This is a genomic window from Amycolatopsis sp. cmx-4-61, from assembly GCF_046548775.1.
Classification (GTDB): Bacteria; Actinomycetota; Actinomycetes; order Mycobacteriales; family Pseudonocardiaceae; genus Amycolatopsis.
The window spans coordinates 62855-75715 of record NZ_JAEBEI010000003.1 but is presented as its reverse complement, the minus strand read 5'-3'; the positions used below and the strand labels follow the sequence as shown (position 1 = coordinate 75715).

Annotated in this window: 12 protein-coding genes and 2 pseudogenes; 3 read left to right on the top strand and 11 right to left on the bottom strand. The window is 71.8% G+C overall.

Features of this window, described 5'->3' with window-relative positions:
* Positions 1–21: 21 nt before the first annotated feature.
* From ACLJOU_RS12680 to ACLJOU_RS12670, 3 genes are all read right to left on the bottom strand, one after another.
* Complete coding sequence (locus tag ACLJOU_RS12680; RefSeq protein WP_410567583.1) at positions 22–1653, bottom strand: PQQ-dependent sugar dehydrogenase; 1632 nt, start codon at positions 1651–1653, stop codon at positions 22–24.
* A gap of 233 nt (positions 1654–1886) precedes the next feature.
* Entirely contained in the window at positions 1887–2762 is an 876-nt protein-coding gene (locus ACLJOU_RS12675) for a fumarylacetoacetate hydrolase family protein (protein ID WP_410566835.1), read from the bottom strand.
* Positions 2759–2893 carry a hypothetical protein gene (locus ACLJOU_RS12670; protein WP_410566833.1) on the bottom strand — a complete coding sequence of 45 codons (135 nt, stop codon included), beginning with the start codon at positions 2891–2893 and terminating at the stop codon, positions 2759–2761. Before ACLJOU_RS12670 ends, ACLJOU_RS12675 begins: the two co-directional genes overlap by 4 nt.
* Before the next feature lie 827 nt (positions 2894–3720).
* On the opposite strand from ACLJOU_RS12670, the gene ACLJOU_RS12665 reads away from it, so the two are divergent.
* A complete protein-coding gene (locus tag ACLJOU_RS12665) occupies positions 3721–3945 on the top strand; it encodes a hypothetical protein (protein WP_410566831.1) in 225 nt (74 codons plus the stop codon).
* 18 nt (positions 3946–3963) lie between these two features.
* Here ACLJOU_RS12665 and ACLJOU_RS12660 read toward each other — a convergent pair whose 3' ends face one another.
* The 4 genes and pseudogenes from ACLJOU_RS12660 to ACLJOU_RS12645 form a co-directional block, all read right to left on the bottom strand.
* Entirely contained in the window at positions 3964–4887 is a 924-nt protein-coding gene (locus tag ACLJOU_RS12660; protein ID WP_410566830.1) for an aldose 1-epimerase family protein, read from the bottom strand.
* Positions 4884–6313, bottom strand: a pseudogene (locus tag ACLJOU_RS12655) (glutamate decarboxylase). Before ACLJOU_RS12655 ends, ACLJOU_RS12660 begins: the two are co-directional and overlap by 4 nt.
* 11 nt (positions 6314–6324) lie before the next feature.
* On the bottom strand, positions 6325–7194 hold the full coding sequence (locus tag ACLJOU_RS12650) for a class II glutamine amidotransferase (protein ID WP_410566829.1): 870 nt from the start codon (positions 7192–7194) through the stop codon (positions 6325–6327).
* 146 nt (positions 7195–7340) lie between these two features.
* Positions 7341–7832 carry a MarR family winged helix-turn-helix transcriptional regulator gene (locus tag ACLJOU_RS12645; RefSeq protein WP_410566827.1) on the bottom strand — a complete coding sequence of 164 codons (492 nt, stop codon included), beginning with the start codon at positions 7830–7832 and terminating at the stop codon, positions 7341–7343.
* A 123-nt stretch (positions 7833–7955) separates the two neighbouring features.
* On the opposite strand from ACLJOU_RS12645, the gene ACLJOU_RS12640 reads away from it, so the two are divergent.
* Positions 7956–9092, top strand: a complete 1137-nt coding sequence (locus tag ACLJOU_RS12640) for a glutathione-independent formaldehyde dehydrogenase (protein WP_410566825.1) — start codon at positions 7956–7958, stop codon at positions 9090–9092.
* Between the two features lie 42 nt (positions 9093–9134).
* On the opposite strand, the gene ACLJOU_RS12635 is transcribed toward ACLJOU_RS12640, so the two are convergent.
* From ACLJOU_RS12635 to ACLJOU_RS12625, 3 genes and pseudogenes are all read right to left on the bottom strand, one after another.
* Positions 9135–10226: an L-dopachrome tautomerase-related protein gene (locus tag ACLJOU_RS12635; protein ID WP_410566823.1), complete on the bottom strand. Its 1092-nt coding sequence runs from the start codon at positions 10224–10226 to the stop codon at positions 9135–9137.
* Positions 10223–10630, bottom strand: a complete 408-nt coding sequence (locus ACLJOU_RS12630) for a four-helix bundle copper-binding protein (protein ID WP_410567581.1) — start codon at positions 10628–10630, stop codon at positions 10223–10225. Before ACLJOU_RS12630 ends, ACLJOU_RS12635 begins: the two co-directional genes overlap by 4 nt.
* A 418-nt stretch (positions 10631–11048) precedes the next feature.
* Positions 11049–11227 (bottom strand): annotated as a pseudogene (locus tag ACLJOU_RS12625) (galactose-1-phosphate uridylyltransferase); the annotation flags it as partial.
* Between the two features lie 13 nt (positions 11228–11240).
* On the opposite strand from ACLJOU_RS12625, the gene ACLJOU_RS12620 reads away from it, so the two are divergent.
* Positions 11241–11519, top strand: a complete 279-nt coding sequence (locus tag ACLJOU_RS12620; RefSeq protein WP_410566821.1) for a hypothetical protein — start codon at positions 11241–11243, stop codon at positions 11517–11519.
* Positions 11520–11532: 13 nt separating this feature from the next.
* Here ACLJOU_RS12620 and ACLJOU_RS12615 read toward each other — a convergent pair whose 3' ends face one another.
* The gene (locus ACLJOU_RS12615; RefSeq protein WP_410566820.1) at positions 11533–12849 is read right to left on the bottom strand and encodes an alpha-glucosidase/alpha-galactosidase; all 1317 of its coding nucleotides are present in this window, start codon (positions 12847–12849) and stop codon (positions 11533–11535) included.
* Positions 12850–12861 lie beyond the last annotated feature (12 nt).

Genomic DNA, 12861 nt, shown 5'->3' with positions numbered 1-12861 from the left:
GCTCTCCTTCCGGGCGCGGGGTCAGCGGCCGAGTTCGACCTTGAGGATGCTTTCGTTGCTGTTGTTCGGGATGCTGTCCTTGTCGCCGTAGTTGCTCGTCGTCAGCCACAAACCGCCGTCGGCCGACGGCTCCACGGTGCGCAGCCGCCCGTACGTGCCGTTGAGGTACTGCTGCACGTCGGTCAGGCTGTCCCCGGAGATCTGCGCGCGGTACAGCCGGGTTCCCCGCTCGCAGGCGACGTAGAGACCGTCACGGACCACGGCGATGCCGCTGCACGAACCCTCCGCGACGGGGTAGGTGTGCTTGGGGGCGATGAAGCCGGCTTGCCCGCAGTCGCCCGTGGTGCCCTCGCAGGCGGGCCAGCCGTAGTTGCCGCCGCGGACGATCAGGTTGGTCTCGTCCATGACGGAGTTGCCGAACTCCTGTTCCCAGAGGCGGCCCTGCGAGTCGAACGCCAGGCCCTGCGGGTTGCGGTGGCCGTAACTCCACACCGGCGTGCCGAAGGGGTTGTCCGCGGGCACGGAGCCGTCGGGGTTGATCCGCAGGACCTTGCCCGCGAGGATCCCGAGGTCCTGGGCCCAGGCTCCGTTCTGGCCGTCGCCGGTGGAGATGTAGAGCTTGCCGTCCGGCCCGAAGCGCAGCCGGCCGCCGTTGTGGTACTTGTTGCGCGGGATACCGGTGAGCAGCACCTCCGGGGTGCCGGTGAGCACGCCGCCGGTGTAGCGGATGCGCACCACCCGGTTGTCGGTCGAGCTTGTGTGCATGACGTACAGCCACGGGTCGCTCGCGAAGTCGGCGGCCACGGCGATGCCCAGTACGCCGCCCTCACCGTCGGTGCCCGCCACGTTCGGCATCCGTCCGACGACGGTCTTCGTGCCGGTGGCGGGGTCGAGGCGGACGATTTCGTACGTGTCGCGGCGGCTGTAGAGCACCTGTCCGTCGGGCAGGGTGGTCAGTCCCCACGGCAGGTCCGTTTCGGTCGTGACCCGGGTGACCGAGCACAACGCCGTGGCGCAGGAGGCGCCCGTGGTGACCGCGATCGGTGCGCTCGGCGCCGACCGGTTGCCCTGGGCGTCGCGCGCCCGCACCCGGTACTGGTAGCGGGTGTTCGCGGCGAGACCGCTGTCGGTGAACGACGTCGAACCCGCACCGGCGGTCGAGCCGGCCGTGGCGCCGTCGCGGAGCACCTCGTAGCCCGTGACGCCGACGTTGTCGGTGGCCGCCGTCCAGCGCACGGTCACCGTGGTGCCCGACGCGGTCGCTCGCACGCGGGTGGGGGTCGTGGGCGGCTGGGTGTCGGCCTGGCACTGCGGCACGGCGACGGGAACCGTGGGACTGGCCTGGGAGACGTTGCCCGCGGCGTCGCGGGCGTTGACGTACAGGCCCCAGCTGGCTCCGGGCACGACGGTCAGCTGGGCCGACAACGCCGTGCCCGGCACCGAGGTCATGAGCTGCCCGTCGTGGTAGACGTCGTAGAAGGCCACCCCGACGTCGTCGGACGACGCCGACCACGACAGCACCACACCGGTGCACGTCAGGTTCGACGTGCGGGGGTCGGCCGGCGCGGTCGGCGGTGTGGTGTCGGCATCGAGCGCGCCCGCGGCCGGTGACGGGAGCAGGACACCCAGGCCCACCAGTGCGACCGTGCCCATCGCCCGGAGGCTTGTCGTGCGCTTCTTTCCCTGGGTGTTCCGCATGGTGTTCCTCTCACGCAATGCCGGAGCGGATTCGCGTCGTCGACGTGCGGGGTCGGCATTCACTGGGAGCGCTCCCAAAAACCGTAGCGTAAATGGTTTGCCGACGACAACCCCGGTGAGCGGATATCCAACTGCTTTCCGTCGGCGATCGCGAAAGTTTCGGGCGGTGGCCCTTTTCCGCCGGAACTTCAGCGCGCGGCCAGGACGCGGCGCACCTCGTCCGCGCCGTGCACCACGGGGGAGCGCAGGGAGCCGACTTCGTCGATCTCGATTTCGACCACGTCTCCCGGCCGCAGGCCCTGATCGAGCCCCGGTACGACGGAGGTGCCGGTCGAGAGGACGGCGCCGTCGGGGAAGTCGTTGTCCCGCAACAGGTACTCGACCAGGTCGGCCGGCCGGCGGTTCAGCTGGGACGTGGTCGCCGAGCCGGCGAACACCTCCTGACCTTCGCGCAGGATGCGCATGCGGAGGCCGAGCGACAGCGGGTCCGGCACTTCCCACGCCGGGCGCACCCGCGCCGAGATCGCGCACGATCCGGTGTAGATCTTGGCTTGGGGCAGGTAGAGCGGGTTCTCACCTTCGATGCTGCGGGAACTGACGTCGTCGACCACCACATATCCGGCGACCTCGCCGCCGGCGGTGAGGAGCAGGCCGAGTTCCGGCTCCGGGACGTTGTTGGCGGAATCGGCGCGGACGGCGATCGGCTCGCCGTCGGTGACCACGCGCCAGGCCGCCGACTTGAAGAACAGTTCCGGGCGCTTCGCGCGGTATACCCGGGCGTAGACGTCTTCGTCGGTGCTTTCCTCGCGGCGGGCCTCCTCGGACCGCAGGTACGTCACCCCGGCGGCCCACACCTCCGTCCGGCCGTCCACCGGCGGCAGCAGCCGCGTTTCGGCGACGGACACCGGCTCCCCGGCGGCTTCGGCCAGTTCGCGGATTTCCGCCACCGGGCGGCGCAGCAGGTCGCTCATCGACTCGGCCGCCAGTGGCCGCACCCGGTCGCCGGTGAGCAGGCCGACCCGGACGTGCCCGGTCGCGCCGGCGAACCGCACCAGGTGGCTCACGCCGGTCCGGTCCGGGCGCCGAGCAGGCTCGACACGAGGCCGCAGACGACGAAGAGCACCCCGGTGAGGAACAGGACGCCGGCGCCCAGGACGATTCCACCGACGCCGAGTATCACGCCTAGCGCGACCATGCTTGTCCTTTCGCCGGTACCGCGAGCGCGCAACAAGTACCCCGGCCGCCGTCCGCCCAAACCAAGAGCAGCCTTCGCCCGGGAAGCTGCCCCGATCGTGGGCGGGACACGCTCCGGGGGCGGAGGCCCGGATGCGGGATCCGGGGCGGGTCGGCGACGGCGGTGCTCGGCGACGGCGCTGCGCCGCGTGCGCGACCCCGCCGCCGGGGTGTTCGACGACTTCGCGACCGGCCGCCCGCGGCTGTGCCGGCGGCCGGTCGCGGCTGCGGGCGGTCGTGCAGCGGCTGCGGGCGGCCGCGCCGCCGCTGCGGGCGGTCGTGCCGCCGCGGGCTCGGTCCGCGGGCACGCCGCCGAGGCTCACTGGGCGCGGGGGCGGACTGACCCGGTCCGGCTGCGGGACCACCTCGCGCCCGCGGTAGCGGACCGGGCCGAGGAATGGCTGTGGTGTTCAGCAACGGCGCGTCGCTCTACTTCGGACGGTGGTTGATCCATCGCTTCGCCGCCGCCTGGTCCTGCCGCCGAGGAATCCATTGTGGACGTCCGCTGAGGAACCGGTGCCGAGCGAGATCGCCGGCGCCTGCTCGGCGAGTCGGTGCTCCGGCCGGTCGGCTGGTTGACCGGCCGGGACGAGGTTCGCGCGGCACGGCTTCCTTCCGCGGGTGTCCCTCCCGCGGCTCACCGGGGAGATCCGCGGACCGCCGGTGTTCGCCGCCTTGGCCGTACTGGGTGTCGAAACAGGCGATCCGGTCGTTTCGGCCACGGCGCAGGGAGTCGAGCTCGGACGGTCGCAGCGGACCGGTGCGGTGAACGGGCGAGTGCAGTAAAGCGTGGTGAAGAGCTGTGGCGGGCAGAAGAAGGCGACGATCTACGCGAAGAACTCCGGCGCGGGTGAGCTGTCCGCGTCGATCAGCGGATCGCTCGCGAGCTGGACGAACGTCACCGTCTCCGGCATCACGGTGACCAACGGTTCGGTCCAGGTCGGCGTGTTCTCCGACGCGAACGCGGGCAACTGGGTGAACGTCGACGACTTCAACCTGGTGCAGACCGGTTGACCGGCGCCGGATCCTCGCTCAGCGGCGGAGCCGGGCACCCCAGCGCGTCGTCTTCGAGGCGCCCGGTGCCAGCCGCACGACGTGGTCCTGGGTCCGGAACGCGTTGGGCGGGCAGGTCATCGGTTCGACGCCCAGCCCGAGCCGGCGGCGGTCCGGGGCGAGGGTGTCTCCGGTGAACAGCTCCAGGTAGGGGAGGGATTCGTCGGTCCACAGCTCGGCGGTGGCGCCGTCCGGGCCGCGTAACCGGACCCACGCGACCCCGTCGGCGTCGCGGTGCAGGTCGGTGAACGCGTAGTCGATGGACGTGGTCCCCAGCCGGCGGGCCGTCGTGAAGTCGAACGCCGTGCCCGCGACCGGCTCGGTTCCGGTCGGCAGCTGGCGGTCCGGGTCGGTGGTGATGCGCGTGCCGGCGTGGAACTCCAGGTGGGCGTCGTCGATGCGGCCCTGGCCGGGCGACAGGTAGGGGTGCTGGCCGAAGCCGTAGGGCGCCGCGGCGGTGGCGAGGTTGGTCGCGGTCGTGGTCACCGCCAGGCCGTCGTCGGAGAGCTCGTAGCGGACCTCGACGTCGAGGCGGAACGGGTAGCCCGGCCGGGGCGGGAGCTGCGTCCGCATCGTCACCGCGTTCGTGCGGCTGCGGGTGGCGTGCCACGGCTGCCAGAGCAGGAACCCGTGGATGGCGTTCCCCTTCTCGGGCTCGGTGGGGGGCACCGCGTAGTCGACGCCGTCGAAGCGGTAGCGGCCGTCGGCGAGGCGGTTGGGCCACGGGATGAGCGGCGTGCCGTGGGCGCCGTCGCAGAGGGCGCCGACCGGATAGGGGTCGAGGACCGGGCGGCCGGCGGCGGTGTATTCCCGGATGCCGCCGCCGACTTCCACGACGACCGCGCGCTGGTCGCCGTGGGTGATCGTGAACTGGTCGCCCGACGGCGGGAGCGTGGGGGTCATGACGTCGGTTCCCCCTGCCGGGCCGGGGCGTCGGCGCCGTGGCTGAAACCGGCCGACTCGCGGCCGTGCTGGGGCCGGTCCTGGCCGCGCAGGCGGGGCAGCGCGCGCTGGAGGGCGTCGATGAGGAGGTCGGCGAGGTCGTGGCTGAAGCCGTTGCGCACGACGATGCGCAGCACGGCGAGGTCCTCGCGGTTCTCCGGGAAGGTGTAGGCGGGGACGAGCCAGCCTTGTTCGCGGAGCGCGGCGGAGACGTCGAAGACGGAATAGCCGGTTTCGCCGTCGGCGAGGGTGAAAGCGAAGACGGGGAGCTGGCTGCCGTCGGTGATCAGGCGGAAGGCGCCGAGGCCGTCGATGCGGCGGGCGAGGTCGGTGGCGACGTCGCGGCAGTACTGCTGGATGCGGCGGTAGCCGTCCCGGCCCAGGCGCAGGAAGTTGTAGTACTGCGCGACGACCTGGGCGCCCGGGCGGGAGAAGTTGAGCGCGAAGGTGGGCATTTCACCGCCGAGGTAGTTGACGCGGAAGACCAGGTCCTCGGGCAGGGCGTCGGCGTCGCGCCAGACCACCCAGCCGACACCCGGGTAGACGAGGCCGTACTTGTGGCCGGAGGTGTTGATCGAGGCGACCCGCGGCAGCCGGAAGTCCCACTCCAGGCCGGGGTCGCAGAAGGGGGCGATCATGCGCCGGAGGCGCCGTCGACGTGGACGGGGATGTCCCAGCCGTGGTCGTCGTGGAGGCGGTCGAGGGCGGCGCAGATGTCGGCGACGGGTTCGTAGCTGCCGTCGAAGGTGGAGCCCATGATCGCGACGACGCCGATGGTGTTTTCGTCGCAGTGCCGGGCCGCTTCCTCGGCGGTGAGGTGGAAGCGGTCGCCGTCCATGGGGACGAGGCGGGCTTCGACGTCCCAGTAGTTGGCGAACTTCTCCCAGCAGATCTGGACGTTGCTGCCCATGACGATGTTCGGGCGGTCGGTGGGCTGTCCGGCCGCGCGGCGGCGGTGCTGCCAGCGGCGTTTCATGGCCAGGCCGGCGAGCATGCACGCTTCACTCGATCCGGTGGTGGAGCAGCCGGTGGCGCTGCCGGGGTCTTCGGCGTGCCAGAGGTCGGCCAGCATCCGCACGCACCGCTGCTCCAGGTCGGCGGTGCGCGGGTATTCGTCCTTGTCGATCATGTTCTTGTCGAAGCACTCGGCCATCAGGTCGCGCGCCTTCGGTTCCATCCAGGTGGTGACGAAGGTGGCGAGGTTGAGCCGGGCGTTGCCGTCGAGCATCAGCTCGTCGTGCACGACCTGGTAGGCGGTGTCGTTGTCGAGTTCGCCGTCCGGCAGCCGGTCGCGGGGGATGGCGACGGGCTCGCGGGTGAAGACCGGGTTGACGGCGACGTCGTTGCGGCGCTGGTCCTGGGGGTGGGACGGGTGGCTGAGCGGCATTCGTGGGCTCCTTACCGGCCTTGCTGCGAGGCGGCGGCGTGGCCGCCGAGGTCGTCGAGGGTCAGCGGGTGCTTCGGCGGGTGTTCCAGGACGGTCCGGCGGGTGACGACCTGGTCGGCGCCGACGTGCAGCAGCTGCCCGGGCTGCAGGTTCTGCCAGCCCGGGTCTTCGTCCATGCGTTCGCTGGCGACGACGACGGCGCGGTGGTGGGCCAGCGGGCCGGAGCGGGCGCGGATGCGGCCGGCGGCGCTGGCGTGTTCGAGGTGGCGGTCGCCGTGCGGGCCGCCGGGGGAGCGTTGCAGGACGAACAGGTCGTGCGTGTCGGGGTAGCGCAGCGCCCACAGCTCGGTGGGGGTGGTGAGGATGAGGTTGATCGCGTAGATCGGCAGGTGACCGGCGGCCCACCGGGCGGCGGCGGCGATCCCGGCGCCGACGTCGCCGTCGTGGGCGTCGATTTCCTTGGTGACGAGGGCGAAGAACCGTTCGGAGTCGGTGTCGCCCTCGACGAGGTGCCGGTAGTCGCCGAGCCGGTGTTCCAGTGCCGGGAGGTCGCCGATGACGCCGTTGTGGGCGAAGAGGCGGTCGTGCTGGACGAAGGGGTGGGTGTTGGCGGGTTCGAGGCCGCCGGTGGACGCGTAGCGGATGTGCGCCAGGAATGTCGTGGATTCGCGCTGTTTGGCTTCGCAGGCGAACTTTTCGTCCTGGTAGGCGGCCAGCGGCTGTTTCGAGACTTGGGGCTTGCCGTCGGCGTCGAAGACGCCGAGGCCGGTCCCGTCCGGTTCGCGGCGGCTCTGCGCGGCCAGGCTGTCCGGCGCCTCGAGCAGCCAGAAAGTTGCGTGCACCCGCTGGGGCGCGGCGGACAAACCGAACAGACGACACATCCTGGGCTCCTTCCGGTCCCGATCCCGGTCGCGGATACCCGTGCGGACGTGCGTGAACCGTCCGTTGTCAGACGAAACACTTTGGCGACGCAATCGAACGGTGCGGCCCGCGGCGGCGGCCGGCGCATCCGGCGAACGGCCCGACGTCAGCCCCAGATCGCTTCCGGAGCGGCTTCGAGCGCCGGTTCCCCGCCGGCTTCGGCGAACGCGGTGAGCGCCTCGACGAGGCCGTCCCGGTGTTCGGCGGACATCTTCCCGACGACCTTGGCGATCTCCTTGCGCCGGCGGGCGATGACGCGGCGCACGATCCGCGCTCCGTCCGGCGTGATCGCCAGGACGATCTCGCGGCGGGAGACCGGGCTGGTCCGCCGGTCGACGAGGCCGCCGGCGACCAGGCGGTCGACGGTGCGGCTCGCGGTGGAGGGGGTGACACCGAGGTGTTCGGCGAGTGTCGCGTGTTTGAGCGGCCCGCGCGAGTTCAAGACGACCAGCAACCGGAACTGCGGCAGGGTCAGCGTTTCTTCGGCGGCCGCGATCGAGCGCACCGAGATCGCCACGAGCAGCCGCGACGCGGTGAGGACAGCATCGGTCAGGGTGTCGAGGCTGGCGGCGTCCACTCCCGAGCTCGTGCGGGTCATGGGGCCCATTGTGCCGCACCGGCGGGGCACGGTCCGGCCAGATCGCGCGGCCGTGGCGGGATTACGCCGAATCCCGGCGGGTAGCCGCGGGAGTTCACGCTGCGGTGAGCGATGGGAGCCGAGATGAAAGCAGTTGTCTACCGGGGACCGCGTCAGGTGGAAGTGAGTGAGGTGCCCGATCCGGTGATCGACCAGCCGACGGACGCCATCGTGAAGATCACGACGACGAACATCTGCGGCTCGGACCTGCACATGTACGAAGGGCGGACCGCGGTCGAACAAGGCAAGGTCCTCGGGCACGAGAACATGGGTTTCGTGGCCGAGATCGGCGCCGGGGTCACCCGGGTCAAGGTCGGCGACCGCGTGTCCGTGCCGTTCAACATCGCCTGCGGGACCTGCCGGAACTGCCTGGAGGGGTGGACGTCGTTCTGCCTGCGGGTCAACCCCGCCGAAGGCATGGACGGCGCCGCGTACGGCTACGCGAACATGGGCCCGTACGACGGGGGCCAGGCCGAGTACCTGCGGGTGCCCTACGCCGACTTCAACCTGCTCGAGCTGCCCGCGGGCACCGAGTACGAGAACGACTTCACGATGCTGTCGGACATCTTCCCGACCGGCTGGCACGGCACGGAGCTGGCCGGCATGCGCCCGGGTGACCGGGTGGTCGTGTTCGGCGCCGGTCCGGTGGGCCTGATGGCCGCCCACAGCGCGGTGATCCGCGGCGCGGCCGAGGTGTACGTCGTCGACCAGCAAGGCGACCGGCTCGCGATGGCCGAGAAGATCGGCGCGCTCCCGATCGACTTCGCCGAGGCGGACCCGGTGGAGCAGATCATGGCGGCCACCGGCGGGCAGGGCGCGGACTGCGGCGTCGAAGCCGTCGGCTACCAGGCGCACGACCACTCCGGCCGGGAACATCCCGAGCTGGTGCTGGACAACCTCGTGAAGTCGGTGCGGTCCACGGGCGGGATCGGCGTCGTCGGCGTCTACGTCCCGCAGGACCCCGGGGCGGCGACCGAAGGCGCGAAGGAGGGCCGGATCGGGTTCGACTACGGGACGTTGTTCACGAAGGGCCAGCAGATGGGGACCGGGCAGTGTCCGGTCAAGCGGTACAACCGGCGGTTGCGCGACCTGATCATCACGGGCCGGGCGAACCCGTCGTTCCTGGTGTCCCACGAGCTGCCCCTGGACCGGGCGGCCGAGGGGTACGAACGGTTCGACCACCGCGAGGACGGCTGGACCAAGGTGCTGCTGCGGCCGTGAGTGCCGGGCCCTGCCCGCGCCGCCGCGGGCAGGGCCGCCTGGTCACCGCAGGTTGACCGGGCCGGCGTCGATCGGGGTGCGGAACAGGAAGTACGGGTGCTGCCGGTCGTCCTCGCCGCCGCGGTACTTGCCCTGGCGGTGCAGCTGGTTGGCCGTGACGTACAGGTACCCGTCGGCGACCGACATCGTGTCCGGCCACAGCAGCCGGGGGTCGTGCACCACCGTTTCCCAGCGGCCGTCGGGGTGGCGGCGGTGGATGGCGTTGTGCTCCCCGTCCGTGACGTAGAGGCGGCCCTGGTCGTCGGTCTCCAAGCCGTCGCCGGCCCCACCCTTGTCGCCTTCGTCGATGAGCGTCGCCGCGACCGCCTCGTCGTCCCGGCCGCGGTCGATCAGGGCGTCGGTGGACACGCTCCACCAGCGGCGGGAGGCCAGGCAGCAGTAGTACAGGCGGGCACCGTCGGCGCCGATGGCGATGCCGTCGGCCCCCATCCGCACCGGACTGGCCGAGCCGTCCTCGGAAAGCTCGACGAAGTCGCGCCCCTCGACGACCATCCGCAAGTCGGGCGGCACTTCTGCTTTGGTGCTGGTGTGGTCGTGCAGGCGCCGCCAGGATTCGCCGGTCTCGAGGTCGACGACGATGATCCCGTTCGGGCCCTGGTCGGCGGAGTCGGTGATGAACGCGACGCCACGGCCGAGGTCGAAGCGCACGTCGTTGAGGTAGGTGGTGGGCAGGGCCACGTCCTCGGGGAAGAGGATGGTCGTGGTGACTTCGTCGCGCTCGAGGTCGACGCAGACCAGTTTCGGGCCGCCGTGGGCGGTGGGCCGGAACAGCGGACTGCCCGTGTCGAGGATCCACAGCCGGTCGGCGGCGTCGACGACGATGCTCTGCACCGAAACCAGGGCGTCCGGGTCGGTCTGGCTCTTGCTGTCGTTGCCGGCTTGGTCCGGGTAGGGGACGAGTTCGCCGTCACGGAGTTCGGCGACGGTGAACCGGACGTCGTCGCCCCACTTCGGGAAGTTGACGAACACCCGGCCCCGGCGCGAAACGCTGACCCCGGTCGGCATCGCGCCGGTGAATTCGTGCACGACTTCGAGTTCGCCCAGTGGCTGGTCGGTGCCGGGCACCGCGGTCACGCCGTGCCCACCAGGTGCTCGCGCAGCTGACGGCAGGCGTCTTCGCACTTGCGGCACGCTTCGGCGCAGAGCGCGCAGTGCCGGTGGTGCTCGGCGTGCGGTTCGCATTCCCCGGCGCAGGCGCGGCACGCTTCGGCGCACGCCCGCAGGAGCGTGTCGAGGACGGCGAGCACGCCGGTGCGGCGGGACAGCACCCGGGCCGTGCTCGCGCACACGTCCGCGCAGTCGAGGTCGGTGCGGATGCAGGGGACCAGCTCGGCGACCGACGGCTCGGACAGGCAGGCGTCGGCGCACACGGTGCACGCGCGGGCGCAGGCCAGGCAGTCGTCGATGCAGTTCGCGATCGCGGCCGGGTCGAGGCCGCCGAGCTGGTCGGGGTGGCTTTCGAGCAGGGGCAGGGTCATCACGGCTCCGTTCGGGAGGTGGATCTCTCCGCGTACCCCTTCGGTGGCCCGGCAACCGCGGCATCCGGTGGCGGCTACCCGGACCGCAGTGCGCCACCTCGGCGCGGACGGCACGTGCCAGGGACGGCCCCAGGCGCGCTCGTCCGGTGCGAACGTCACCAGCGCCCGGGCCATGTCGGTGTTGACCGTGAACGTGCGCGGCACGTCCAGGCGGCCGGTGATCCACGCGGCACGCCCCTTCGTCAACGCTGGCCGGATCAGCAGGGCGTAGATGCCGGTCGCGTCGGCGGCGACCCGCTCGACCAGCGGATGCTCGGGGCCGGAGCCGCTGCGCGTGACGATCCGGACGCTGTCGCCGCGTGCGGCGAGCAGCCGGGCGGCGTTCGTGCCGATGGAGCCGGCGCCGATGACGACGTGGTGGGTCATCGGGCCGGTGCGGCACGACCTGGACCTGGACCGGCCAGCGTGCCGCCGGCGGCACGTACGCCGTCCAGTGCTCGCCGGAGACGACGACGCGCGCGCTGACTTCTGCTCGGCCGCGAGCACGTCACCCAGCACCGGGCGGCCGTGTTCGGCCTGGTAGGCGCGGGCGACGTCACTCTACGAAGTGGTGAACGGCCCCGTGGGCAGCGCCGGCGACCGCCGGCTCGCCGCCGGGACGGCCATCGCGTTCGTCAAGGAACTCCTCACGTCCTGGTCGGCCGCGCACGACGTCGTCCTCGCCGACCTCGACGAGGCGTGCGAGATCCTCTGGGGCACCCGCTACGGCGTCGCCTCGCTCAGCCACCTTTCCGCCGGGGGCGAGGAGCGCACCCGGCGGCTGGCCGAGCAGGCGCTCCGCGCGATCCTCCTCGGCTGGCGGACCGGGCCGCCCGACGAGGGTTCGTGACCCGCCGCCCGGGTCAGTGGCCCAGGACGGCGCGCAGGCCCGGCTGGAGCCGGTCGCCGTGCGCCCGGACCAGGTCGTCGCACAGGTCGAAGATGCGCTCGACCGGCAGCGCCGCCGCCGTTGCCGGGTCGATCAGCGCCGCGTGCCGGATGTGGCGGGGATCGTCCTCGACGGCCGCGCGCACGACCAGGTCGTTCACGCTCAGGTACGTCCGGTTGAGCGCCGCGAGCTGCGGGGGCAGGGCGCCGATCCGGGTGGGCCGGACGCCCGTGCCGTCGACCAGGCAGGGCACCTCGACCACGCCGCCGGACGGCAGGTTCTCGATCAGGCCCCGGTTGACGACGTTGCCGTAGACCGTCCGCGGGGTGCCCGTCAGGACACTGTGGACGATCTGCGGCGCGTACTCGCCGGTGCCTTCGACGGGCAGCGGCTCGTCGGCCGCGACCGCGTGCCGGGTGCGCTCGTACTCGGCCTCGTTCTCCGCGACGATGCCGAGGTAGGCGCCGATCGGCAGGCGGAGGCGCTCGATCTCGCTGTCGTGCCCGAGGTACCAGGGCACGTATTCGGCCGAGTGCTCGCTGGTCTCCGTGGGGTAGTAGCCGAGCCGCCGCAGCATGTCGAACCGGACGCGCCGCCGCAGCTGCCCGTCGGAGGCGGCGAGCTCCCGCAGCCGCGGGTACAGGTCCGCGCCCGCGTGCTCGAACCGCAGCACCCACGCCTGGTGGTTGACGCCGGCCGCGACGTAGACGACCTCGTCGAACGGGACCCCGACCAGCGCGGCGAGCCCGTGCACCGTCCAGTACACCGAGTGGCAGAGCCCGACGACCCGCGTGAGCCCGGTGGCCTCGCTCAGGTACTGGACGTTCATCGCCATCGGGTTCGTGTAGTTCAGCAGCCAGGCTTCCGGGCAGACGTCGGCGATGTCCGCCCCGAGCTCCTTGAGGAAGGGGAACGTCCGCAGCGCGCGGAAGATCCCGCCGATGCCGAGGGTGTCGCCGATGGTCTGCCGCAGGCCGTACCGCTCCGGGACCTCGAAGTCGGTGCGGGTCGCCGCCCCCATCCCGATCTGGACCATGTTGACGACGAAGTCCGCGCCCGCCAGCGCTTCGCGGCGGTCTTCGTGGGCGGTGAGCACGGGCTTGACGCCGCGCACGGCCGCGATCCGCTGTGCCGCGGCGAGCGCGGTGGCCAGCCGATCGGGGTCGATGTCGTGCAGGGCGACGTGCACGCCGTCCAGCTCCGGGTAGGCGAACAGGTCGGCGAGCAGGCCCTGGGTGAACACGACGCTGCCCGCGCCGACGAAGGTGATCTTGGGGGTCTTGAGGTTCACTGGAATCCGATC

Bases quoted from the DNA above. Each gene is read 5' to 3' on its own strand.
- ACLJOU_RS12650 (WP_410566829.1), bottom strand. From the start codon at position 7,194: ATGTGTCGTCTGTTCGGTTTGTCCGCCGCGCCCCAGCGGGTGCACGCA.
- ACLJOU_RS12630 (WP_410567581.1), bottom strand. From the start codon at position 10,630: ATGACCCTGCCCCTGCTCGAAAGCCACCCCGACCAGCTCGGCGGCCTC.
- ACLJOU_RS12670 (WP_410566833.1), bottom strand. From the start codon at position 2,893: ATGGTCGCGCTAGGCGTGATACTCGGCGTCGGTGGAATCGTCCTGGGC.
- ACLJOU_RS12660 (WP_410566830.1), bottom strand. From the start codon at position 4,887: ATGACCCCCACGCTCCCGCCGTCGGGCGACCAGTTCACGATCACCCAC.
- ACLJOU_RS12645 (WP_410566827.1), bottom strand. From the start codon at position 7,832: ATGACCCGCACGAGCTCGGGAGTGGACGCCGCCAGCCTCGACACCCTG.
- ACLJOU_RS12680 (WP_410567583.1), bottom strand. From the start codon at position 1,653: ATGGGCACGGTCGCACTGGTGGGCCTGGGTGTCCTGCTCCCGTCACCG.
- ACLJOU_RS12640 (WP_410566825.1), top strand. From the start codon at position 7,956: ATGAAAGCAGTTGTCTACCGGGGACCGCGTCAGGTGGAAGTGAGTGAG.